Origin of the sequence: Chitinophaga cymbidii, from assembly GCF_007992715.1 — a bacterium.
Taxonomy (GTDB): domain Bacteria; phylum Bacteroidota; class Bacteroidia; order Chitinophagales; family Chitinophagaceae; genus Chitinophaga; species Chitinophaga cymbidii.
In genome coordinates this window covers 1,750,416-1,773,228 of the sequence record NZ_BKAU01000001.1, presented here as the reverse complement: position 1 = coordinate 1,773,228, position 22,813 = coordinate 1,750,416, and the positions used below count along the sequence as shown (strand labels likewise).

Below are 22,813 nucleotides of genomic sequence, written 5' to 3'. Positions count from 1 at the left end.
ATATCTTTCAGCTCTCTTTATGTTATAGCCCGAATAGTTATTGGCTTCTAAACGAAATGTTATATAACACCTAACCAATGTTCCACGTGGAACATCCCCTTCCCCCTGCAGTTTTTGCACCTTCGCATCAATGTTTATATGTAACTTTGCATCTCAAATTTCGAATATGTTCCCATCTTACGATGTTATTGTTGTCGGGGCCGGCCATGCCGGATGTGAAGCTGCCGCCGCTGCCGCAAATATGGGTTCCCGCGTATTGCTGGTCACAATGAATATGCAGACCATCGCCCAGATGAGCTGTAATCCCGCCATGGGAGGTATTGCAAAAGGGCAGATTGTACGGGAGATCGATGCGCTCGGGGGATATTCTGGTATCGTAACAGACCAGTCCATGATCCAGTTCAGGATGTTGAACCGGAGTAAAGGTCCCGCTATGTGGAGCCCGCGCACCCAGAATGACCGTATGCTATTCGCTGCCAAGTGGAGAGAGGCATTGGAGAATACTTCGGGGGTAGACTTTTATCAGGACATGGTAAAGGGACTCCTCATTAAAAACGGGGTTTGTCAGGGTGTGATCACCGGCCTCGGCCATGAAATCCAGGCAAAAGCGGTGGTGCTTACTAATGGAACTTTCCTGAATGGGGTGATCCATATCGGGGATAAACAGTTTGGAGGAGGCCGCGTAGCAGAGAAAGCTGCCACCGGCATTACGGAACAACTGGTGTCCCTCGGCTTTGAAAGTGACCGCCTCAAGACGGGAACACCTCCCCGCATCGATGGAAGAAGTCTTGATTATTCCAAAATGGAAGAGCAAAAAGGGGATGACGAGATCGTTGGGTTCTCCTATATGGACGTAGAGAAGATAAAACCTGAACAACAAAGAAGCTGTCATATTACATATACCAGCGAGCAGGTACATGACATCCTGCGTACGGGATTCGACAGGTCCCCCATGTTCCAGGGAAGAATTCAGGGCGTAGGCCCAAGGTATTGTCCGAGTATTGAAGACAAGATCAATCGTTTTGCGGAAAGGGAACGCCATCAGTTATTCGTAGAACCGGAAGGTTGGAATACGGTGGAAATCTATGTGAACGGGTTTTCTACTTCCCTGCCGGAAGATGTGCAGCAAAAAGCCCTTCGCCTGGTACCCGGATTCGAGAACGCAAGAATGTTCCGGCCGGGATATGCCATCGAATATGATTACTTCCCCCCTACCCAATTGCAGTTTTCACTCGAAACAAAACACGTATCAAACCTCTTTTTTGCAGGGCAGATCAATGGAACTACAGGTTATGAAGAGGCGGCTTGCCAGGGTTTGATGGCGGGTATCAACGCTCACCTCAAGGTAAAAGAGCAGGAACCGCTCGTGCTGAAACGCAGCGAAGCGTATATTGGTGTGCTGATAGACGACCTTATCAATAAAGGTACGGATGAGCCGTATCGCATGTTCACTTCCCGTGCTGAGTTCAGAACCTTGCTCCGGCAGGATAATGCAGACCTCCGTTTAACAGAAAGAAGCTATAAACTGGGGCTTGCTACAGAAGAGAGAATGCAAAAAACAAGGGACAAGCTGGCGGGTGTGGACCAGGTGAAATCTATTTTGAAAGAGCTTCCCCTCGAGCCGGAAGAAACAAATGCCTGGCTGAATGAAAATAATTCCGCCCCGCTGACACAAAAACAACGCGCGCACCAGGTATTGCTTCGCCCGGGATTGGATATCATGTCCATGAAAAACAGTCTGCCTAAAGTGGCTGATGCATTAAAGGATTTCGGGCGCGAAGTATTGGAACAGGTAGAGATCCAGGTGAAATATGATGTGTATATCGAAAAGGAAAATGAACTGGTAAAAAGAATGAGCCAGCTGGAAGATCTGGTGATACCGGATGCTTTTGATTACACGAAGCTGGTTTCACTTTCCAACGAAGCCCGGCAGAAATTCACGAGAATCAAACCACGAACATTGGGACAAGCCAGCAGGATCAGCGGCGTAAATCCAAGTGATGTACAAATTCTCATGGTTTATATGGGAAGGTAAAAGTTTCAGCGAATCAAATCGATATAAAGGCATCCATACGGATGCTTTTTTTATGAAAACGCATAAAATATTGATTTTCAGTTAAAAAAGTCGGCTTAATATGCACCCCTAAATTTCGACGATCGGCGCCTGGGTAAAGTAGTAATATCAAAAACGGGTAAATTGCGGAATATCGCCTGAAAATGCGATTTTTGTGAAAGATGGGCAATCAGTCAAAAATTTGAGCAAAAAACTGATGTTTTCCGGTCATGTAAGGCAACCCCTTTATTCTCCCGATCGTAAGAAGAAACATAAACGTATACGTTAAGGTAGTTCAGACAGTGCAGGACATATCCGACATCATTGATGGCTGCAGGCAATGGAACCGTAGCAGCCAGGAAGCACTTTACCGGCAATTCTTTGGATATGCCATGGCTATCTGTTTGCGTTACTCCAGCAACAAACAGGAAGCCATAGAAATACTGAATGACGGCTTCCTGAAAATTTTTAACCACATCGATTCTTACGATACCGCCCGGCCTTTCAAGAGCTGGTTAAGCAAGATCATGGCCAACACCGCCATCGATCATCTAAGGAGCAAGAAAAAGATTTCTTTTTCAGACGATATCACCCAGGCCTATGATCTCGGCGTAACGGATGAAGCAGCAATGGACAAACTTTCTTACGATGAAATTCTCCTGTTAGTGCAAAGCCTGCCTCCTGCTTATAAGACAGTTTTCAATTTATATGTCATGGAAGGATTTCAACACCAGGAAATCGCCGGCATGCTCGGCATTTCTGAAGGTACTTCCAAGTCCAACTTGTTCAAGGCAAAGAGAATATTGAAAGAGAAGATAGAAGAACGATCATCATTTAATAATTATCCCGACACCGACAAGATCGGTGCAACTATGCAAAAATGAGCGAACAGTTTGAAAATAGTATCCGTAAAAAGCTGCAGGACGCAGAACTACCATTTGATCCCGATGCCTGGGAACAAATGAAAAAACGGCTGGACGATTCCGGCCGACGCCGTCCCGCATTTTTCTGGTGGATGCTTTCCGGTTTACTGGTAATTGTTGCGGCCGGAGGGCTTTGGTGGTGGAGCCGGCCATCTGATCAGGCGGTAACTGAACAACGTATGGCCGTTGCCGATAGTCTGCCCGCAGCTTCAGAAAATAATTCATCGCCAGCCGGTTCTGTAAATAGCACTGTGAAAATCGACAGCCCCCAACGGACAGGGAATAAAAACTCCCCTGCCGCGCAACAGATACAACAGATTGGCCGGCAGGCGCCAGTCACTCATCAACAGACATCGCCTGCACACACATCTGCGCCTGACGGCCAGCCGAACCGATCAGTTATATCTTCGGATAATGCCTATGTGTCACAGGATAAGCCAACGTCAAACAATGCAGCTTCATCATTAAGTTCCGGCAATACTGATCCCGGTACAACTACCGCAGCAGCAACACCGTCGCCAACGCCGCTGTTACCTTCTCCCGCCGTCGTTCCCTCGGACAGTATATCCACATCTCCCGCTCCGCAACAGGAAGATCTTCCGGCGAAGAAAAAAAGAAAAGGTTTTGAAGGCGGCATCACTATTGGTCCGGATGTGAATATTGCATCTTCCATGAAAATGGGCAGGATCGGTTTGGGAGCAGGCATCATCCTGCGATATCATTTTAATGACAGGTGGAGCGTGCAGACCGGCGCTATTCTTTCCAAAAAACGCTATGGCGCAACACCGGATGACTATCACTTCGATTACCCCGTCACGTATACAAAGATCGATGCGGATTGCAATGTGCTGGATGTTCCGCTGAATGTCAGCTACACTTTCCTGGAAAAAAAGCGTAACAGGTGGAGTGCAGTGGCCGGCGCATCTTCCTATTTCATGCTCAATGAAAAATATGATTATTTCTATGCGAACGGCACCAAGCGCTCACATGCATACAAAAATCAGAACCAGCACTATTTCTCCGTGCTGAACCTCGGTGTGAATTGGGAAAGGCAGACAGGAAGCAGACTGAAGTGGTCGCTGCAGCCATATGTGAAAGTGCCGCTCGGCGGCGTTGGACAAGGGAAGGTGAAACTTTACTCGGCAGGTCTTGCCCTGCAGGTAACGATGGGTAAAAGATAATCAGCGGGATTTTTTTTCTCTTAGCGATTTATAAACCCGGATAGCGATCATCAGCACCACCGCGAAAATAATCAGTCCTACCAGCGCCCAGATCATGCTGAGCATGCTTTTCAGCACAACGAGGAAAACGATGGCAACGAGAAAAAGCGTGGCTACTTCATTCCATACTCTTAACTGCGTGGACGTATAACGGAACACCCCTTTCTGCAACCCTTTGTGGATACTGTGCAGGAAGAAATGATAGATGTACAGTCCAAATACGAATGCCAGCTTTGCCCACATCCATCCGGGAACAGATCCATACAATATCAACATCCACGGTCCGAAGATCAGGGTGAGGACGGCGGAGGGCCAGGTGATGCCGAACCATAACCGTTTCATCATGATCCGGAACTGCTCCTGGAGAATACTGCGGCGGGGCTCCTCTTCGGCCTGTGCTTCCGTGTGATATACAAAAAGGCGCACGATGTAAAACAACCCGGCGAACCAGGTAACGATAAAGATGATATGCAGCGCCTTGATGTAGAAGTAATACATGTCGTGCAAATTACGGAATTCAGGCGGATGCGGGCCTGCGTTTTGTCAGTATCCTGTGCAGTTGCCAGTGGATAACTATGCCGGCAAGGAAATTCGCCACACTCCAGAAAGTCATCCACCCGTTTTCCAGGTAGAACCCCGCGCCGAAGAACCAGCTAATGAAATACACGTGGAACCATCCCGGCACCAGCCAGGTGACCAGTGGCAGTGCAGGCGGCGATAGCGATGGTTTCCTTTTTCGCAAGCCAATGATAGCGATCCCTGCAAACAACACCAGTACGGCAATGAACCGGTGTGTGCTGGTAACGCCAAAGATCCTCAGCCAGTCAGACAACGGGAACAGCGAAATATACAAGGCCACCTGCGAAAGCAAAATGGATAATAAAGGCGTAAGAATGCGCCAGGCCGTATGTTTCGCCAGTGGGGTTCTTTCCAGCAGCCGCGCAAAAGTTGAATAGAAAAATACCACCAGCAGCCATCCATAAAAGTTGCCATAGGGAATGCCGAACCATCCACCGGTCAACGAAAACTCAACACCCGCGCGGTTTTCCCAGTCCCAGTGCCACATATGCAAACGATAAGCCACCACGTCCATGCTCAGATCGATATTAATGGCCAGGAGACTGTCGATCGCCGCCGCGGCCCAAAGCGGCACACCCAGCACATCGGTGATCAGTCTTGCCGTATACATGATCACCGCCCAACCCATACCGATGCACAACGGAATATCATTTGGCGGCACGCCGAGCATCGCCCAGAATTTTCCGTAGACATATCCCGCGCTGGTAGCCACGTTCACGTATTCCAGCAGCAGGCCGAAGCCCAGCCCGCCGAGCAGGTAAGCCACACTGCCCGCCCCGCGCTTCCAGGCATGCACACAGCAAAGAGTGAATAACACATACATGCAAAGCTCCGTCAGTGGAAAACAGAATCCGGGAGCGGGACCATAGGGCATTCCGGCGAAGGGGCGCATAATTTTACAATTGTTCTTTATCGATGAATGAAGTTTTGCGGCTGTCTTTGGACGTGATGTACACCAGCAGCGAAACAAAGATACATGCAGTTACGTACCAGTAATAGAAAGGTTCATGGCCCGCGTTCTTGAAGTACAGTGCGAGATATTCCGCTGTTCCTCCGAAGATCGCTACCGTCAGGGCGTATGGAAGACCCACACCCAGCGCCCGCACTTCCGCGGGGAATAACTCAGCCTTTACCACCGCGTTGATAGAAGTATACCCGCTGACGATCAGCAGCGCCGCCAGTATCAGAAAAAAGGCGGTCCATGCCGAGGAAGTCTGGCTCACGGCAGTCAATATGGGCACCGTGAAGAGCGTACCGAGCACGCCAAAGCCGATCAGCAAAGGTTTTCGTCCGATCTTGTCTGACAGCCATCCGAAGAACGGCTGCAATATCGCGTAGATCAGCATCAACGAAAAAGAGATCAGCGTGGAATGTTCTTTGGAAAGTTTGACGGTGTTCACCAGGAATTTCTGCATGTAGGTGGTATAGGTGTAAAACGCGATGGTGCCGCCAAGCGTCAGTCCCACTACAGTAAGCACCGCTTTCGGATGTTTTGAAAAAAGCACGATCACCGATCCTCTCTCCTTTTTTTTATGCTCCAAAGAAACTGATTCGTGCATGTTGCGCCGCAGGTACAACGCCACCAGTGCAAGGATGGCGCCGATCACGAAAGGAATGCGCCAGCCCCATTCCGCCAGTTCAGTGGGCGTAAGAAAAACTTTCTGCAGCAGCAGCTGAATACCCAACGCCAGCAACTGCCCGCCGATCAGGGTAACATATTGAAAGCTGGAAAAGAATCCGCGCCGGCCGGCCGCCGCCACTTCACTCAGGTAAGTGGCCGATGTACCATACTCCCCTCCCACGCTCAATCCCTGCAGCAGCCGCGCCAGCAATAACATCACCGGCGCAAACAGCCCGATCGATTCATAGGATGGCGTGCAGGCGATCATCAGGGAACCAAAAGACATCAGCAAAACCGACAAGGTCATCGCCGCTTTTCTCCCCTGCCTGTCCGCAATACTGCCGAACAGCCAGCCGCCGATAGGCCGCATGAGAAAACCAACGGCAAACACAGCCGCCGTGTTCAGCAATTGTACCGTGGAATTACCTTCCGGGAAAAATACCGGCGCAAAGTATAAGGCGAACGCGGCATAGGCATACCAGTCGTACCACTCTACCAGGTTACCGATGGAGCCGGTGAAAATTGCTTTCAACCGCCAGGATGTGGATGCGTTCAGTGGAATTTGGTTCGTGGTCATTCGTCAAAAATAAATAATCATTCTTTTAACAACTATTTAGCAAAATATTAGCAGCAGGATAAGGAATATGTGCGACTAAAATATTCATTATGCAAAAGGACAGATCAAGAAAACGGCATACAAAAAAGCATGCGGAAATGCGGCTTACACAGGTAAAGCGGGTGTTAAAACAAATGGAAAACAACCTGGGCGCATACCGGAAACCAATGTACGAAAACCTGGAAAAAGCGGGCCGTCTTGGTGAAAAGCTGGAGCGGCTGTGGTTGCAGCCTGTTTTCTTTGACGAGCTGATGAAACTTGTTCACCGCCGCAACGATGCGTTGGAAGATGTGGGGGATTGATGTATTTTACATCGATGTGGAAAATGGCCTTTGTTTGTTTATTGTTAACCTGTTTTGCCATAACCGCCGGCGCTCAGCCGGATAAATGGACCGGCGCCTGGAAAGTGGAGGTAAAACAACCCGGACAGCGCTCCCCTGTTATCATGGAACTGCATATCGGCACGCCGGAAAACGGTGTTTTGTATCCCGCGAAAATACAGATGCAATTCGGGGAATTCACCGGTATCTACGAAGTGCTGCTGGCTAAGAAAAATGACCGGCAGCTCGGGATCGGCAGGGGAAAATACCCGGTGAAAGAAACGCCGGTGAAAACAAAAACGGTTGGGCTGAATACGGATATGCAGCGGAATAATGAAGTGGTGTTGATCTATGAGCGTTGATCAGCTATACTGTTTCTGATAGTTGCTGTACCCTTTCGTGCAGTAACGGATCCCCTGCCGCAAGGTGTGCTCGTATATCTGGTAATTGATCGGCTCGCGGTTCCGGTTTACCGTGGTGTGATGCAGGTGATAGCAAACCGCGAGCATCTTCACTTTTTTCTGTGAAAGCCCGATGTTGATAAAACGTGCGGCCAGCTCTATGTCTTCATGCCCCCAGCCGTTGATCTCGTTGTTATAACCGTTGACCGTTACGAAATCAGCTTTCCAGAAAGCACAGTTGCATCCCGCTACGTTATCGGAGCGTTTGCTCTTTTTGATCAGCAGCGGAGAGAGCGCGGGCGCGCGCAGCGCATTGATCCTGTTCCTGATGCCGGCGGAAAGCGGGCTAAGGCGGTCCATCCTGTCGCGGATAAGGAAGAAGTTGCTTTTGTCTTCACTGATCATCACACGGCTGCCGCGGATGTAATATCCTTTTTCGGCCACGCGCAGATGGTCTTTGATAAAGCAGGGATGCAGCACAATGTCGCCGTCTACCTGTACGATGTATTCGCAGTCTGTGCCGGCGATGGCCTGGTTGAGGATGATCGTTTTCTGGAATCCGTTATCGGCATGCCAGAAATGTTTCACGGGGATCGGGAGTTTTTCCCGGTACCTGTCGATAAGTTTCCGGGTGCTGTCCGTTGAACCGTCATCGGCGATGATCAGTTCGTCCGGGAAGACTTTTTGTTCAAGAACGCTGTCCAGTACAAGTTGTAGGGCTTCCGGCCAGTTATAGGTGGCTATCACCAGTGCCACTGTAGGTTTGTTCTGCATTTACAATATGGTTGTTAATGCCCGTCGAGCAGTTAGTCAGGTTATTTAATATCGTATGCTTCAGTATTGCTTCGTTTTTCCCAAGGTTTGGCTTCGGGTTTTCTTTATGATATAAATGAAACGCGATCCCACCCAGCTTCAGAAACCTCTTCTCTTTTCCTTTGTTCAATAATCTGGCCACAAATTCCTTGTCTTCCGGCCCCCATCCGCTGAAATCCTCGTTATACCCGTTAACGGCTATTGCATCCTGCCGCCAGAAGGCCATGTTGCATCCGTGGATCTCATACCGTTCGTCCCCTTTGTTTTTATAATTCGTTGCAAATAAAGGCCATAATAAAGGAACGCGCAGAGCGCTGAAAAAGTTACTTAATCCCTTGCTAAAAATTGAAACAGCTGTGGTGCCGGTATCCATCAGGTGTTTTGAAAGGGTGCCGTTCAGGTAAACACGGCTGGCGCGGACAAAAGCGTTTTTGCGTGCAAAACGGGCATGGTCGCTGATAAACCAGGGGTGCATCAATATATCTCCGTCGATCTGAACGATGTATTCCCCCTTTGCCGTGGCAATCGCCTTGTTCCGGATCCTTGCAAGCCGGAAACCCTCGTCTTCCTGCCATACATGCACTACGGGGACGGGAGAAGTTTCCCGGAAGGCGTCCACTACCCGGCGGGTGGCTTCACCCGAACCGTCGTCCGCAACAATGATCTCATCAGGCAGCACCCGTTGATGCAATACACTTTTCAGGCATAAGGCCAGTGCTTCCGGCCAGTTATACGTTGAAATTATCAGTGATACTGAGGGGCGCATACAGATGGAAAATTAAAATATTTAAATGATTATTCCTAATAGATTTAGCCTAAATGCCGATACTGCATATTTATTCTCTTTCTTTCCAGGCAGTTAGTGGAGTGAATCGCTCAGGGCGCGATCGATCTTTTTATATACTTCCTGTGTATCAAAATTCCTTATAAAACAATCCCGGCCGAGGCGCCGCTGTTTTTCATAAAGTTCCCTGTCGCGCAGCAGCTGCATGATGTATTCCGCGAATCCCGCCGCGTCATTGGCTACGAGGCAGCCGTTGTTGCTTTTCTCCGGCATGCCGTCTACCCCCGCTTCCGAGCAAACTACCGGCAAACCGTGAGCCATGGCTTCCACTACTTTCACTTTAACGCCGGTGCCCGTGAGCATGGGGCATAAGGCCACCCTGGAGCGGTGGTAGTAAGCGTGGAGGTCTTCCGCAAAAGGCACGCGCGTAATGTTGTTCAGGTTTTCCGGTATATGGCCGAGGATCGTGCCGATCACGCAGAAGCGCAGTGTTTTGGGTAGCAGCGGGTATACGTTTGTAAAGAACCATTCCGCCGAGGCCAGGTTATGCGGATTGTCCGTTGCTACATATATCAGGTCGAAGTCACGCTGCTCAAAAGTGGTGTTGCCCGCGCCGGGATCGTCCATCATCATGGGAATGTAGCGGACCTTTTCTTTATAGAACTGACGGAAGAAATAGGTTTCTTCCGCCGAGATGGTCCATATCTGCCGGAAATGGGAGAGCCGCCTCAGTTCGTCCGCCAGCGCCACGCCTGGGTCAAAGCCCACGTCGTTCTGATGTTGTGACGATAACAGGTCGTGCGTATCAATAATGGTCAGGCTTTTCCCGATGTGCGGGTTGTCTTTGATCAGATCTGCCCAGTAAGCATAACTGATGATGATGATGTCGTATTTCTTTTTGGTGAGTATCGCATCAAACTGGTTGCGCAGGTGTAATGTAGTGTGATTGGGGAATGATCCTTTCGCCAGCTTCAGCTTTCGTTCAAACAGCACATGCCATAATTTGTAGCGGAAGAAATAGGTAATCGGATTTTTCTTGACGGGTTTCCGCTTCAGCACCCAAAGGTTGTCCGCCAACTCCGATTGCTCAAAGGCGGCGATGGACTGCGGCGTGTAGTTCCCCCAATCCTGCTTGCTGATGAAATCCACATTGTAACGCCGGCTTTTGAAGTACTTCAGCAGGTTCAGCACTCTTGAAATGCTGCCGGTGTTACGTTCAACCGGATTCAAAGGAAAAAAATAGAGGATCTGTTTCATATGCTCCGCGGCCCTGGGCCGGTGTTAATTTGTACCGGCAAGCCTTGTGCCGGGGCGTAAAAGTAAATAAAAAGCAGAATAGCCGCCATCTGCATGATCATCCAAAATGAAAGGACGGGCCTGAAACCGCCTGAATAATATGCGGTCCGGATAAAGGAATAAACGTTGGGACAATGATATTGATAGTATTTTATCTTTCCAGCTTTTTTGATGCCGGATTTAACTAGGAGCCGGCCATGATCGCTGAAGAAGAAGACTGCGCATGGTGGACGTGAGGTGGAGATGAGGCGGACTTGATCCGCCGCTGGTTTTGCGAATATCCTATCAGACCGCAAAAGCCTTCTATCAGAAACAGGGGAACCACCGGCTAAATTTTTGAAAGCGGACGCGATAATAGTAATTTTGATGCGATGGCAGATCTACGCAGCATTGACATTGTCATTCCCTCCTTTCGTTTGGCCGAATCCTTTTTGTCGCCTATCATTCATCTTTCCCGCCCTCCGGGGTGGACGATCAATTATTTCCTGGTAGCAGATAACCCCGCCGTACAAGTGTCCGCCGGCATCCGCCGCTGGGAGCAGGAAGGAAAAATAAAACTCATCATCAACACCCGCAACCTCGGCCCTTCAGAAACGCGCAACACAGGCATCCGCGCCGGCAACGGCCAATGGTTGCTGCTGCTGGACGATGACATCGTGCCCGGCGAAAATCTTCTGCACGCTTATGTTGCAGCGATAGAAGCACACCCCCCTGCCCTCGGCTTTATTGGCGTCACGGATTTCCCCGAACCCGTAAATGCCGTTACGCATGCCCTGAAAATAAACGGCACCCTTGGCCATTTCAACCTGGTGCGCTACAAACCCGCGATGCGCTGGGCGCCCACCACCAACCTGGTGCTGAACCGGGAGCGGCTGGACCCTGCGTTGTTCGACGCATCCCTGAAGAAAGCTGGTGAGGATATCGAGTTCCTCGTGCGCAACAGCCTGCGGTCCGGTGAATTGTACATCTCTGTGCCGGAAGCCGTCGTGCAGCACCCCTGGTGGAATAACGGCGCGGTGCAGACCGAGCGCCTGTTTCGCTACGGAGAAGGCGCTTTTGAAATGGCAGCGAAACCCGCGATAAAAAACTATACCTATCGCGATTTTACGAACACCGCGGAAACGCTCTTTTTGCTGCTGCTGTTATGGCCGTTCGCCTGGTGGGGAGGATGGGCTTACTGGGTGAGTGTGGCCGCCGCGAGCGTAGTAATTGCAGAGCTTTTCACCAACTGGCTGAAAGCGGTGAAAGTGGGGAAAACGGCATCGCCCGCGGTAGCTTTTTATCTTTTCTGGGCCAAAAACTGTCATGAGCTGGGCGGGTTGACCGGCGTACTGAAATCTTTCCGTTTCCGTCAATTCGCGCGGCGGGTAGACATGGGTTTTGTAAAACCCCACCCCAGCGCCTTCCGCCTGAACCGCTGGAAGATCATCAAAATGATCCTGATCCTTTTACTATTGACCGCAGCCTTCTTAATGCGTCATTAACTTCTGCATGTCTATCAGCGAACGGTACTGTCCCTGGTGGCTCACCAGCTGCTGATGCGTTCCCCTTTCGATGATACGCCCGTTTTCCAGCACCAGGATAATATCCGCATCCTGGATGGTGCTGAGGCGGTGCGCGATGATCAGGCAGGTACGGTTCATCATCAGGTTATTCAGCGCATCCTGCACCAGCCGCTCCGAAGCAGTGTCCAGCGCGGAAGTAGCTTCGTCCAGCAACATGATGGGCGGATTGTTGAGCACGGCGCGGGCAATGCACAAACGCTGGCGCTGTCCGCCGGACAGCTTGGAACCTTTGTCACCGATATTTGTCTGGTACCCGTTTTCCGTGCTCATGATAAAATCATGCGCGTTGGCGATGCGCGCCGCCGCTTCCACCTCTTCCTGCGTAGCGTCGGGCTTGCCAAAGGCGATATTGTTAAAGATCGTATCGTTAAAAAGAATGGAATCCTGGTTGACGATGCCCATCAGCGAGCGCAGCGATTCCACCTGCACGTCCTGCATATCCGTACCATCGATCAGCACACGCCCGGAATCGGGGTGGATAAAACGGGGAAGCAGGTCCATCATCGTGGATTTGCCTCCGCCCGAAGGGCCAACCAATGCAACTTTCTTTCCCTTCGGTATTTCGAAGGATACATCTTTCAATACCGGTTTGCCATCGTAGGCAAAAGATATATTCTCGAAAGTGATCTTTTCATGAAAGCCGTCCACCGGCCGCGCGCCCGGTCTGTCCTGGTACTTCGCCTGCTCGTCGATCAGCGCCAGTACGCGCTCGCCCGCCGCGATGCCGGAGTGGATATTGGTAAATGCCAGGCCGATGGCTTTGGCGGGGCGCAGCAGCTGCGAGAAAAGAACGATGTATGCGATGAAGGTGGCCGCATCCAGCTCGCCCTGTTTGTTGAGCACCAGCGATCCGCCGTATACCAGAATACCCGCTACCATAAAAACCCCCATGAATTCAGATACCGGCGATGCCAGTTGCTGCCTTTTGACCATGGAACGGATGATGCCCGAGTAACGTTCGTTCTCACCGTTGAAACGGTTGGTGATAAAGCGGATGGCGTTAAACGCCTTGATCACTCGCATGCCGTTCAATGCTTCATCCAGGTAGCTGATCATAGTGCCGTAGGATTGATGGGAAGCTATTGCCTGGTGCTTCAGCTTCTTCACGATCCGGGAAATCACAAAACCGCCCACCGGCGCTACCAGCAATGCTATCAGCGTGAGCTTGTAGGAGATGATGAACAGGGATACCAGGTACACGATGATCGTCACCGGTTCCTTGAAGATCACCTGCAGCGTTCCTGTTACGGAAAACTGCACCACCTGCACGTCCGCGGAGACTTTAGACATGATGTCGCCTTTCCTTTCATTACTGAAAAACCCGAGATGCAGGTTGATCACATTATTGAAAACCGTGCGGCGCAGGTTCAGCAAAGTGTGAATGCGCAGGTTTTCCATCGTGCGTTCGGACAGGTAACGGAAGATATTGCTGAGCAGTACGGAAGTAACGATCACCGCGCAAACGCCGAGCAGGGTATCAAAAGGATCATATTTCGATTTGGCGATGGCCGTATAATAGTTGAACATCTTGAAGATGTCGTACGAATTCTCCGGGCGGACAGGCACGCTCGTGCCGTGGTCGAACAACGTTGTCAACAGCGGCGCCAGCAGCGCAAGGTTCAATGTGCCAAACAGGATAGCCAGCAATGTGAACAAAACGTATGGTATCGCATACTTATAAATTGGTTTTGCAAACGACAACAACCGGAAATACACCTTCATAAAATCAATATAAATTGTCTGGCAGACGCCTTTATCATTCTCGCCGTCAAATATCCAACCTTTTTTAGTCATGTAATAGAAGAAAATGTAGCGGCCGCCGGCCTTTTTCCGCTTTTATAGCGGCGTGACGGGCATTGCCGCTTCTTCCGGCGAAAGACGGGGCAGGCATATTTTAACATTTTTTTGGGTTGACACGGGGAAAATGGAGGCTGCATCCCCGTAAAAGCCATTACGAACTTTTTACTAATTTTAGCCCGACTGAAAGCAGACCTGCGGATTGTTATACAATGGTTTACATAATGAACGGGAATTGTTGCTCCGCGTAGCGGATGGCGATGAATCAGCATTTAAGGAGCTGCTATATGCCTACAGCGATCACCTGGGCGCCTTTGTATACAAGGTCACCGCTTCCCGGGAAATATCGCAGGAGATCGTGCAGGACGTGTTCATAAAGATCTGGAATGCCCGCGCTTCCCTGCCGGGCATCGAGCGGTTTAGTCAGTACCTGTTTATTTTAACCCGTAACCTCACCTATAATTATATCAGGGACCAGTCACGGGCCTCCCTGAAATACCAGCAATGGCTCCATGACATGGAGCACCAGGGCGGCACGGAAAATATCATCCACGAAGAAGACGGCCTGGCCCGCTACCTCCCCATCATCGGCAAAGCCATCGAACAATTACCACCGCAGCAAAAAAAAGTATTTGAGCTGGCCCGCAAGCAGGGATTATCTCACCGGCAGATCGCCGAAGAGATGGGCCTTTCCACCGAAACGGTAAAAAAATACATGAAGCTCGCCCTGCAGGCCATACGGGAATACGTACGGGACAAGGTGCCCTCCGCCGTGCTGGCTGTTTTATTTTTATTTTTTTGATCATCATACCCCCCGGCGCTTTTTCCGGGGTCTTTAAGCTGTATTATGTCCATCGAACAAGAACATATCCGTCATTTATGGCAGCGCGTCATCTCGGGACAGGCTACGGAGGAGGAAAGGCTGCGGCTCGATGAGCTGGTAGCTGATGAGCAGCATAAGCATGTTGTGGAAGACCTTTTGCAGCAGGTTTATGAAGAGATGGGGGATGTTGGCCGCTTTTTTTCTTCCGCGGAGAAAGACGCGATGATGCGGGAAATTACCGGCAAGCAGCGTTCTCCCTTGCAGAAGGAAACGGAGATGCACGAAACTACCGGAAAGCAACCGGCGGCGCCTGTCCGCGTTCTGCGCAAGTGGCGCTGGGTGGCGGCCGCGGCGGTGTTCCTGGGTGTGGTGACAGCCGGGGTCTATTACCTCGCTCAACCTATCAATCCCCCGGTGGTGGCTGTGCCGCAGGAAATTGCACCGGGCAGCAATGGCGCGGTGTTAACGCTGGCAAACGGCAGCCAGTTGGTGCTGGACAGCGCGGACAATGGCCTCATCGCTTCACAGCAAGGTGCGCAGGTGGTGATGAAGAACGGGCAGCTATTATATGATCCGGTGGATGAAAGCAGCGGAAACCTGGCCTATAATACCATGACCACGCCCAAGGGCAGGCAGTTCGGCCTCGTGCTGCCGGACGGTTCCAGGGTATGGCTGAATGCGGCCAGCTCGTTGAAATACCCTACCGCATTTACGGGTAAGGAAAGGGTCGTGGAGCTGACGGGCGAAGCATATTTTGAAGTGGCCAAAAACGCCGCGCAACCGTTCAGGGTAAGCGTACAGGGCCGCGCCGCCATAGAAGTGCTGGGTACTCATTTTAATGTGAATGCATACGGGAATGAAACCGTTATCAAAGCAACGCTGCTGCAGGGAAGCATCCGCCTGCGTGGTGAAGATGCCGCGCCGGTGATATTGCAGCCCGGCCAGCAGGGGGTGTTGCAGCCCGGAGCGCCGGTGCTTGTTCAGTCTGCGGATGTGGACAAGGCCATGGCCTGGAAGAACGGCATCTTTAATTTTAATGATGCCAGCCTGCAGGAAGTAATGCGCCAGCTGGAGCGCTGGTACAACATTGAAGTAGTATATGAAAAAGGAATACCGGATAAATACTTCTATGGTAAAGTAAGCCGGGATATGCCGCTTTCGGGAGTATTAAAAGCGCTGGAAGCCACCCGCGTGCATTTCAGAATTGAACAGGGGCGCAAGCTGGTGGTGATGCCTTGAGGCGCGTAACAAAAACAAAAAATTAAACAGCGGATTCGCCGGCCATTAAAAAAGAAGCCGGGAGTGCTTCGAACCACTCCCGGCGGAGGTTTGGTCTATCCAAATGTCAGTTGCTTATACATTCATTTATTATCAACCAAACCAATGCAAATTATGCAAAAAACTGCTAATTGGCCCGGGCTTGCTATACCTATGCAGGGCAGCAGGCGGAAGGGGAGCCGGGTGATGGCCAAAATCCTGTTAGTCATGAAATTGACTTTCCTTTTATTAACCGTTGCTTTGATGAGCGTGTCAGCCACCGGCTTGTCGCAGTCGGTAACGCTTTCCGGCAGGCAACTGAGCCTGAAGAAAGTATTTGCCGCCATCGAGCAGCAAACAGGGTATGTAGTATTTTCCAACCGCGGGGACCTGGACGGTGCCCGGCCCGTAAGTCTGGATGTACAGGATATGCCGCTGGTCGCTTTCCTGGATGTAGTCATGAAAGGCCAGCCGCTGAACTACATCATAGAAGGGAAAACCATCGTGCTATCCCTCAAACCGGCAACACCGGCCCCGCAAACGGACGCTAACCGGACCGCCGTCCGCATCAATATTGCAGGAAGGGTAGTGAATGAAAACAATGAAGCCATTCCCCGCGCCACCATTTCGGTGAAGGGCACAGGCAAAGTAATATTGGCCGATGATGAAGGAAATTTTTCCATCAACGGCGTAGAAGAACCGTTTGTTTTTGAAATTTCCGCCGTGGGCTTTGCCACGATGACGTTAAGGGTGAATAACGGGAAAGTATATCCTACCGGCCAGCCCATGAAGGGTTATTTTACCAACAGTGAAAACGGACAGCTGACCGTATATCTCGGTAAATCGGTATCGCCGCTGGATGAGGTGCAGGTGATCGCTTATGGGCAATCCACGCGGCGCATGGGCCTTGGGAACGTCACTACCATCCGTGCGGAAGAAATAGCAAAACAACCGGTGAACAACGTGCTGCTGGCCCTGCAAGGCAGGGTGCCCGGTATGCAGATCAACACCAACACCGGTTCCCTGCCGGGCGCAGTGCCCGAGGTGAGAATACGCGGCATCAATTCCATTGACGCCGGACGGTCGCCTTTATACATTCTCAACGGAATACCCCTGCGTGAATCGGAAGCGAACCTCGGCGGGCCTTTGCAGATGATCAGCACCCTGCTGAACATCAACCCCGCGGACATTGAAAGCATTGAAGTGTTGAAAGATGCCGAAGCCACGGCCATTTACGGGTCCCGCGGCGCCAACGGCGTAGTGCTGATCACCACCAAAAAAGGACAGGCAGGTAAAACAAGAGTGGCCGTAAATGCCTACACCGGCGTGGGCACCGTAGCACGCCGCCTGCCGTTGATGGACGTACACCAGTATAACGCCATGCGCCGCGAAGCCTTTGCCGGCGACGGCCTCACTCCTACCGCCAACGGCGCGCCGGACCTGTTCACCTGGGATACCGTGCACACGAAAGACTGGCAGGAAGAAATGATCGGCGGCTCCGCCATTACGCATGATGTAAATGCGTCCATATCCGGCGGAAATGCAAACACCACCTTCCTGGTAAACGGCAGCTATCATAAGGACGGCACCGTGTACCCCGGCGATTTTGACGCCAACCGCAAATCTGTGCGGATGAGTATCGATCACCGTGCTGTTGGCGGCAAGCTGGGCATCAGCGCATCTGCCGCGGCTACCAGCACTTTTATAGGATTGATGACATCAGATCTCATCTCTTATGTAAGACTGCCGGCCAGCTATCCCATGTACAAGGAAGACGGCAGTCCCAATTTCACCGGGCCTTCCGGCCATCCGCTGGCGTACCTGATGCAGCCTTGCGATAACAACACAAATACTTATAATGGTAATCTCGCGATACGGTTTTCTCCGCTGAAAAATCTCAACCTGAAACTGACGGCGGGCATCGACAATGCCATACTCGATCAGACGATGAAAGTACCATCCGCTTCCCAGGCGAATAACGCAGACGCCAGGCTGAATATCCGGAACAGCAACATCAAGACCTGGATCGCGGAACCGCAACTCGACTATACCATCTACGCCAACCGCCATACCGTAAATGTACTGGCCGGCGGCACCTGGCAGAAAACCACCACAAAATCCCTCGGCGCCAACGGCACCGGCTTTACCAACGATGCGCTGCTGGACAACATCGCCTCCGCCGCAACGATCTATACTTACGGCTACAATACCAAGTACGCCTACAATTCCTTTTTCAGCCGCATCAGCTATAACTGGAACCAGGAATATCTCGCCAACCTGAGCTTCCGCCGCGACGGATCATCGCGCTTCGGGCCCGGCAAACGTTTCGGGAACTTCGGCGCCGTCAGCGCAGGCTGGATCTTTTCGCAGAACAAAGCGGTAAAAAAAGCGCTGCCTTTTATGAGCTTCGGTAAGCTCCGCGCCAGCTACGGTATTAACGGTAATGATCAGATCGATGATTACGGCTATATCACTACCTATGCAAGCGGTCAACCTTACCAGGGCAGTACGCTTCTCCCCACGAACCTCGCCAATCCCGATTACCGCTGGGAAGAGAACAGGAAGCTGGAAACGGCCCTGGAAACGGGTTTCATGCAGGACCGTCTTTTGTTCAGCATGTCCTGGTTCCGCAATCGGACCGATAACCAGCTCATCAACTATGTCATATCACCACAATCCGGTTACGGCAGCTATCCCGCGAACTTCCCGGCGCTGCTGCAAAATACCGGGTGGGAATTCCAGGTGAACAGCAGCAATATTGCACGGAAGGATTTCAGCTGGCGCACGCTGGTGAATTTTTCCATCAGCCGGAATAAACTGCTGAGTTTCCCGAATATTGAGCAGACCTCCTATTCCAGCCAGTACTTTATCGGGTATCCGTTATCGGTGATGCAGGCGTATCATTTTCTTGGACTGAACGATAAAGGTGTTCCCGTGCTGGAAGACAAGAGCGGGAACGGCGGCATTTCTTCCGATGACCGTTCCATTGTTGGCAGCAACAACCCGATGTTTGGCGGCATCTCCAATGAATTTTCCTACAAGGGTGTGAACCTGAGCTTCTTTTTTGAATACTCGCACATCAGCGCATTTGATAATTCCATCTCCGCATCGCGGGTGGGCGCCATCGGCGCAAATCCTTTAACGCAGGTGCTGGACCGCTGGCAGCAACCGGGTGATGAAGCGTTTACCAAAACGCCCCGGTTCACCACCGCCGCATCTACCTACAATGCCCGGTTTTATTCGCAATCCGATATTTTCTGGATGGACTATAATATCATCCGCCTGCGCAATGTAAGCCTCTCCTACGATCTGCCGCGTTCCTGGCTGCAAAAGGCGCATTTGTCCAACCTGCAGGTGTACATGCATGCGCAGAACCTTTGGGTGGCGGACAGGAACAAGTACAGGTATGATCCTGAATCCGGCAACCAGAATATGCCGCCCCTGCGCACGATCACTTTCGGGATCAATTGTACACTGTAAAAAAGAACAACATGAAACTGACATATATAGCAAGCATAACGATAAGCGCATTACTGGTAACGGCCAGCGGCTGCGAGAAATTTGTGGACACGCCGATACCCGGCAACAGCATTGTGCCGGACCAGGTATTTACCAACGACGCCACGGCGGTATCCGCATTGCTGGGCGCCTACCAGGCCATACAGAATATTTCCGGGGATATGTCCATGCACACCGACCTGTTCGGGGACGATATTTTCAGGCCCGGTGCCGGCGGACTTATACAGGAAGCGCAGGAGAACACCTATACGGAAAGCTCCAACTTCCAGTTCTTCAATAACTATTACAAAGCCATCTTTCTCGCCAACAGCCTGCTGGAAGGCGTGGAAACACATAACACCATCAGCGCGGCCACTGCCCGGCAGATCAAGGGCGAAAGCAAATTCCTCCGCGCTTTCTGTCATTTTATACTGGCCAACCTGTACGGCAATCCGCCGCTGATCACCACTACCACCGTCAGCATATCTGCTTACGCAGGCAATGCTTCGAGGGAAACGTTATATGCAGCGATCGTAAGCGATCTGAAAGATGCCTACGAGTTGATAGACGCCGACTACCCTTCCGCAGACCGCGCCCGCGCCAACAAGGCCACGGTAAGCGCATTGCTGGCGAAAGTGTACCTGTACAGGAAGGAATGGAAGCTCGCGGAAACGGAAGCCACGCGGCAGATCACCAATCCCGCTTACGCCATACCGGACGATCTCAATACCGTATTCCAGAAAGACAGCCCGGAAACGATCTGGCAGCTGTGGTCGCAGTACAACTATACGGCGCAGGGGCAGTCCTATGTAGCCTCCGATCCCAACAGGGTGATATATACGCTGCGCGAAGGATTAATGAACGCCTTTGAACCGGGCGATAAACGCAAAGCCGCGTGGACCCGCGAAGGAAGCGGCAACAGCATCGGTCTTTTTTATCCCTATAAATATACACAGACCACTTCTTCCGGCGGCGCTACCGAATATCTCGTGCAATTCCGCCTGGCGGAACAATACCTGATCCGCGCGGAAGCCCGTGCGCACCTGAACGATGTGGACGGCGCAATGGAAGATATAAATGAATTGCGCGGCCGCACCGGGCTGGGAGATGCCAGCGCCGGCAATATGGCCGATGCGCTGCTGAAAATTGAACAGGAAAGAAGAGTGGAGCTGATGGTGGAAAACGGCAGCCGTTGGTTCGACCTGAACCGCACCGGCCGCACCACTTACTGGCTGCAACCGCAAAAGCCCACCTGGCAGCCGAGAGACACGGTATTGCCATACGCCACCACGCTGTTGCTGGCCAATCCAAATCTCAAGCAGCACGAAGGATACAAGTAATCATCACGGGTATGAAAAAATATTTGCCGGGCATAACATTCTTATGCTCCGGTCAGATAAAATTTATCGGCAATGAAAAAACAGATCGTTTTAGCAAGCATATTATTGAGCGTTGCGCACACGCAGGCGCAGGAAAAATTTCCGGAGCTGATCTTCACGGACATACCCGGCGCACCCCGGCTGCAAATGCCTTTCCTCGTGAAAGGCAGCACCGCGCCGGTAATGGCGGAACGCCACGGGCTGGCGGCACCCGCTTTATGGGATTGGGATGGTGATGGAAAGAACGACCTGCTGATAGGCGAGTTTGAAACCAGCGACACCGCCTCCACCATCCGCGTATACCGCAATACCGGCAGCAACAGGAAGCCCCGCTTCACGGATGATTTCACCTACGCGAAAGACATCAAGGGAACCAACATCGCTGTAAAGCAATGGTGCTGCATCGGGTTTACGCCACAATTCACAGACCTGGATGGGGATGGCTTCAAAGACCTCATCACCGGGCAATATCATCCCGGGGAGGTCACCTGGTTCCGCGGCAGCAAGCAGGGTTTTTTGCCCGGTGTGCAGCTGAAGCAGGCGGGCGACCCTAAAGCCCCCAATAATGATTTCAATTACTGGAACTATTCCTCCGCCAGCTTCGGCGATATCGACGGAGACGGTCTTCCCGACCTGGTGACCGGCGGCAGCAGCCTGCGCGTCAGCAAAAACATTGGCACCCGCGCAAATCCCGAATTCGGATACCGGGAGTGGCTGCTGGACATATACGGCGATCCGCTGGACGTGGTGCAATACACAAAGGAAGACAGCGCCGTGCTGGAAAAATACGGCAAACGCGAACCTTCCGGCGACACCAAACTAAGCCCTTTTATAACCGACTGGGATCACGATGGCACACCGGACCTGCTGGTAACTAACAGCTACCACTATACGAACCTTCCGGCGGTTACTTTTTTCCGCGGCGTAAAAAAGCAGGGCAAGATCCGCTTTGAGCGCGGTGTGCCGCTCTTCCGCGCGAAAGACGGCTCCAAAGCTTTCCCCGGCAGCGGCCCCCGTGTATTTGCCGGGGACTGGAACAACGATGGCATAGATGACCTTATCATGGGCGCCAGCGTACCCACGCTGAACAACGGCATTTTTTCCGGACACCTCGCCTGGACGTATGAAGAAATAACAGGCATCGCCGCCGCAGGCAAAGACCCCGGCAGAACTTCCGCGGAAGACCGGAAAAAGATACTGGAGAAGATCGCGAAAGATTCCACAACAAGAATGCATTACCTCGGCAAGGAAGGAAAACCGGAATACCTGACCCTGCGCCACCGCGGTTACGTATATGTATTCCTGGGGCAAAAGAACCCGGCAAAAGCAGCCCCCGCAGACACGGCTGCGGTGGTGGACATACAGCGCAAAATGCTGCACATTGTAAAAGACGACAACCCGGTTGTGCAATACACCGTCAGCGCCCCCGCGGAAGTAAGGCGTGCAGAGCTGTTCGAAGTAACCGTTCGTTTTGATATTGAAGATGGATGGCACATTTATGCCCCCACCGGCGTAGATAACGGACAGGGCATGATCGTTACCAGCGTTACTTTTGAACTGCCCCGCCTCTGGAATAAAATAGGCCCTGCCGAATGGCCGGCATCTGTGGCGATGGGATTGACAGAAGTCTACAAAGGAAAGGATGTAACGTTTAAACAACGGCTCCTCGCGCCGATTTACGTGAAAAAGGGCGTGTACAACATTAAATGCAAAGTGACTTTTCAGACCTGTAATGATGACCAGTGTTTGCCGCCGCAGGAGGATACGGTGGAGCTGAATATTGAGGCGAGAATAAACTGATGGGGTTCCTTCCAAAAAAGTTCATGCGGAGAATAGAGCGCTTATTCTCCGCATGAACTGCGGAAAAA

At 51.6% G+C, this 22,813-nt stretch carries 18 protein-coding genes; 11 read left to right on the top strand and 7 right to left on the bottom strand.

All coding sequences use genetic code 11. From position 1 onward, the window contains the following. Positions 1-166: 166 nt before the first annotated feature. The 3 genes from mnmG to CCY01nite_RS26595 all read left to right on the top strand — a co-directional run bounded on the left by mnmG (position 167) and on the right by CCY01nite_RS26595 (position 4,157). Positions 167-2,035 carry a tRNA uridine-5-carboxymethylaminomethyl(34) synthesis enzyme MnmG gene (gene mnmG, locus CCY01nite_RS07215; protein ID WP_146859178.1) on the top strand — a complete coding sequence of 623 codons (1,869 nt, stop codon included), beginning with the start codon at positions 167-169 and terminating at the stop codon, positions 2,033-2,035. A 320-nt stretch (positions 2,036-2,355) separates the two neighbouring features. Beyond that, the gene (locus CCY01nite_RS07210; RefSeq protein ID WP_146859176.1) at positions 2,356-2,937 is read left to right on the top strand and encodes an RNA polymerase sigma factor; all 582 of its coding nucleotides are present in this window, start codon (positions 2,356-2,358) and stop codon (positions 2,935-2,937) included. Positions 2,938-3,398: 461 nt separating this feature from the next. Next, positions 3,399-4,157 (top strand): porin family protein, encoded by a 759-nt coding sequence (locus CCY01nite_RS26595; protein WP_186830949.1) that lies wholly within the window; start codon positions 3,399-3,401, stop codon positions 4,155-4,157. On the opposite strand, the gene CCY01nite_RS07200 is transcribed toward CCY01nite_RS26595, so the two are convergent. Genes CCY01nite_RS07200 through CCY01nite_RS07190 form a run of 3 tightly spaced genes read right to left on the bottom strand, consistent with a single transcriptional unit; the run spans position 4,158 to position 6,973 of the window. Continuing rightward, positions 4,158-4,694, bottom strand: a complete 537-nt coding sequence (locus CCY01nite_RS07200) for a CopD family protein (protein WP_146859172.1) — start codon at positions 4,692-4,694, stop codon at positions 4,158-4,160. A 19-nt stretch (positions 4,695-4,713) separates the two neighbouring features. Then, positions 4,714-5,667, bottom strand: coding sequence for a carotenoid biosynthesis protein (locus CCY01nite_RS07195; RefSeq protein WP_146859170.1), 954 nt, complete (start codon positions 5,665-5,667; stop codon positions 4,714-4,716). A gap of 4 nt (positions 5,668-5,671) precedes the next feature. Then, positions 5,672-6,973: an MFS transporter gene (locus CCY01nite_RS07190; RefSeq protein WP_146859168.1), complete on the bottom strand. Its 1,302-nt coding sequence runs from the start codon at positions 6,971-6,973 to the stop codon at positions 5,672-5,674. 89 nt (positions 6,974-7,062) lie between these two features. Here CCY01nite_RS07190 and CCY01nite_RS07185 point away from each other — a divergent pair, with 89 nt between their 5' ends. Continuing rightward, positions 7,063-7,314 carry a hypothetical protein gene (locus CCY01nite_RS07185; protein ID WP_146859166.1) on the top strand — a complete coding sequence of 84 codons (252 nt, stop codon included), beginning with the start codon at positions 7,063-7,065 and terminating at the stop codon, positions 7,312-7,314. A gap of 23 nt (positions 7,315-7,337) precedes the next feature. Then, entirely contained in the window at positions 7,338-7,694 is a 357-nt protein-coding gene (locus CCY01nite_RS07180; RefSeq protein WP_186830948.1) for a hypothetical protein, read from the top strand. Here the strand turns inward: CCY01nite_RS07180 and CCY01nite_RS07175 are convergent, their stop codons facing one another. The 3 genes from CCY01nite_RS07175 to CCY01nite_RS07165 form a co-directional block, all read right to left on the bottom strand. After that, complete coding sequence (locus CCY01nite_RS07175) at positions 7,695-8,507, bottom strand: glycosyltransferase family 2 protein (RefSeq protein WP_146859162.1); 813 nt, start codon at positions 8,505-8,507, stop codon at positions 7,695-7,697. It lies immediately after the preceding gene. Then, positions 8,464-9,312: a glycosyltransferase family 2 protein gene (locus CCY01nite_RS07170; RefSeq protein WP_146859160.1), complete on the bottom strand. Its 849-nt coding sequence runs from the start codon at positions 9,310-9,312 to the stop codon at positions 8,464-8,466. The genes CCY01nite_RS07175 and CCY01nite_RS07170 overlap by 44 nt, the downstream gene beginning before the upstream one ends. A gap of 93 nt (positions 9,313-9,405) precedes the next feature. Next, on the bottom strand, positions 9,406-10,560 hold the full coding sequence (locus tag CCY01nite_RS07165; RefSeq protein WP_186830947.1) for a glycosyltransferase: 1,155 nt from the start codon (positions 10,558-10,560) through the stop codon (positions 9,406-9,408). 437 nt (positions 10,561-10,997) lie between these two features. Here CCY01nite_RS07165 and CCY01nite_RS07160 point away from each other — a divergent pair, with 437 nt between their 5' ends. Beyond that, positions 10,998-12,110 carry a glycosyltransferase family 2 protein gene (locus CCY01nite_RS07160; protein WP_146859157.1) on the top strand — a complete coding sequence of 371 codons (1,113 nt, stop codon included), beginning with the start codon at positions 10,998-11,000 and terminating at the stop codon, positions 12,108-12,110. Here the strand turns inward: CCY01nite_RS07160 and CCY01nite_RS07155 are convergent. Then, the gene (locus CCY01nite_RS07155) at positions 12,096-13,847 is read right to left on the bottom strand and encodes an ABC transporter ATP-binding protein (protein WP_222614325.1); all 1,752 of its coding nucleotides are present in this window, start codon (positions 13,845-13,847) and stop codon (positions 12,096-12,098) included. The genes CCY01nite_RS07160 and CCY01nite_RS07155 overlap by 15 nt on opposite strands. Before the next feature lie 376 nt (positions 13,848-14,223). On the opposite strand from CCY01nite_RS07155, the gene CCY01nite_RS07150 reads away from it, so the two are divergent. From CCY01nite_RS07150 to CCY01nite_RS07130, 5 genes are all read left to right on the top strand, one after another. Beyond that, positions 14,224-14,790 carry an RNA polymerase sigma factor gene (locus CCY01nite_RS07150; protein ID WP_186830946.1) on the top strand — a complete coding sequence of 189 codons (567 nt, stop codon included), beginning with the start codon at positions 14,224-14,226 and terminating at the stop codon, positions 14,788-14,790. A gap of 45 nt (positions 14,791-14,835) precedes the next feature. Next, entirely contained in the window at positions 14,836-16,050 is a 1,215-nt protein-coding gene (locus CCY01nite_RS07145; RefSeq protein WP_146859153.1) for a FecR family protein, read from the top strand. Positions 16,051-16,296: 246 nt separating this feature from the next. Then, a complete protein-coding gene (locus CCY01nite_RS07140) occupies positions 16,297-19,548 on the top strand; it encodes a SusC/RagA family TonB-linked outer membrane protein (protein ID WP_186830945.1) in 3,252 nt (1,083 codons plus the stop codon). 11 nt (positions 19,549-19,559) lie between these two features. After that, on the top strand, positions 19,560-20,906 hold the full coding sequence (locus CCY01nite_RS07135; protein ID WP_146859150.1) for a RagB/SusD family nutrient uptake outer membrane protein: 1,347 nt from the start codon (positions 19,560-19,562) through the stop codon (positions 20,904-20,906). Between the two features lie 72 nt (positions 20,907-20,978). Continuing rightward, a complete protein-coding gene (locus tag CCY01nite_RS07130; protein WP_146859148.1) occupies positions 20,979-22,745 on the top strand; it encodes an FG-GAP-like repeat-containing protein in 1,767 nt (588 codons plus the stop codon). The last annotated feature ends 68 nt before the right edge of the window (positions 22,746-22,813 follow it).

Excerpts from the sequence above, each read along its gene's own strand:
- mnmG (WP_146859178.1), top strand. The coding sequence starts at position 167 with ATGTTCCCATCTTACGATGTTATTGTTGTCGGGGCCGGCCATGCCGGA.
- CCY01nite_RS07200 (WP_146859172.1), bottom strand. The coding sequence starts at position 4,694 with ATGTATTACTTCTACATCAAGGCGCTGCATATCATCTTTATCGTTACC.
- CCY01nite_RS07195 (WP_146859170.1), bottom strand. The coding sequence starts at position 5,667 with ATGCGCCCCTTCGCCGGAATGCCCTATGGTCCCGCTCCCGGATTCTGT.
- CCY01nite_RS07190 (WP_146859168.1), bottom strand. The coding sequence starts at position 6,973 with ATGACCACGAACCAAATTCCACTGAACGCATCCACATCCTGGCGGTTG.
- CCY01nite_RS07185 (WP_146859166.1), top strand. The coding sequence starts at position 7,063 with ATGCAAAAGGACAGATCAAGAAAACGGCATACAAAAAAGCATGCGGAA.
- CCY01nite_RS07180 (WP_186830948.1), top strand. The coding sequence starts at position 7,338 with ATGGCCTTTGTTTGTTTATTGTTAACCTGTTTTGCCATAACCGCCGGC.
- CCY01nite_RS07175 (WP_146859162.1), bottom strand. The coding sequence starts at position 8,507 with ATGCAGAACAAACCTACAGTGGCACTGGTGATAGCCACCTATAACTGG.
- CCY01nite_RS07170 (WP_146859160.1), bottom strand. The coding sequence starts at position 9,312 with ATGCGCCCCTCAGTATCACTGATAATTTCAACGTATAACTGGCCGGAA.
- CCY01nite_RS07160 (WP_146859157.1), top strand. The coding sequence starts at position 10,998 with ATGGCAGATCTACGCAGCATTGACATTGTCATTCCCTCCTTTCGTTTG.
- CCY01nite_RS07145 (WP_146859153.1), top strand. The coding sequence starts at position 14,836 with ATGTCCATCGAACAAGAACATATCCGTCATTTATGGCAGCGCGTCATC.
- CCY01nite_RS07140 (WP_186830945.1), top strand. The coding sequence starts at position 16,297 with ATGAAATTGACTTTCCTTTTATTAACCGTTGCTTTGATGAGCGTGTCA.
- CCY01nite_RS07135 (WP_146859150.1), top strand. The coding sequence starts at position 19,560 with ATGAAACTGACATATATAGCAAGCATAACGATAAGCGCATTACTGGTA.
- CCY01nite_RS07130 (WP_146859148.1), top strand. The coding sequence starts at position 20,979 with ATGAAAAAACAGATCGTTTTAGCAAGCATATTATTGAGCGTTGCGCAC.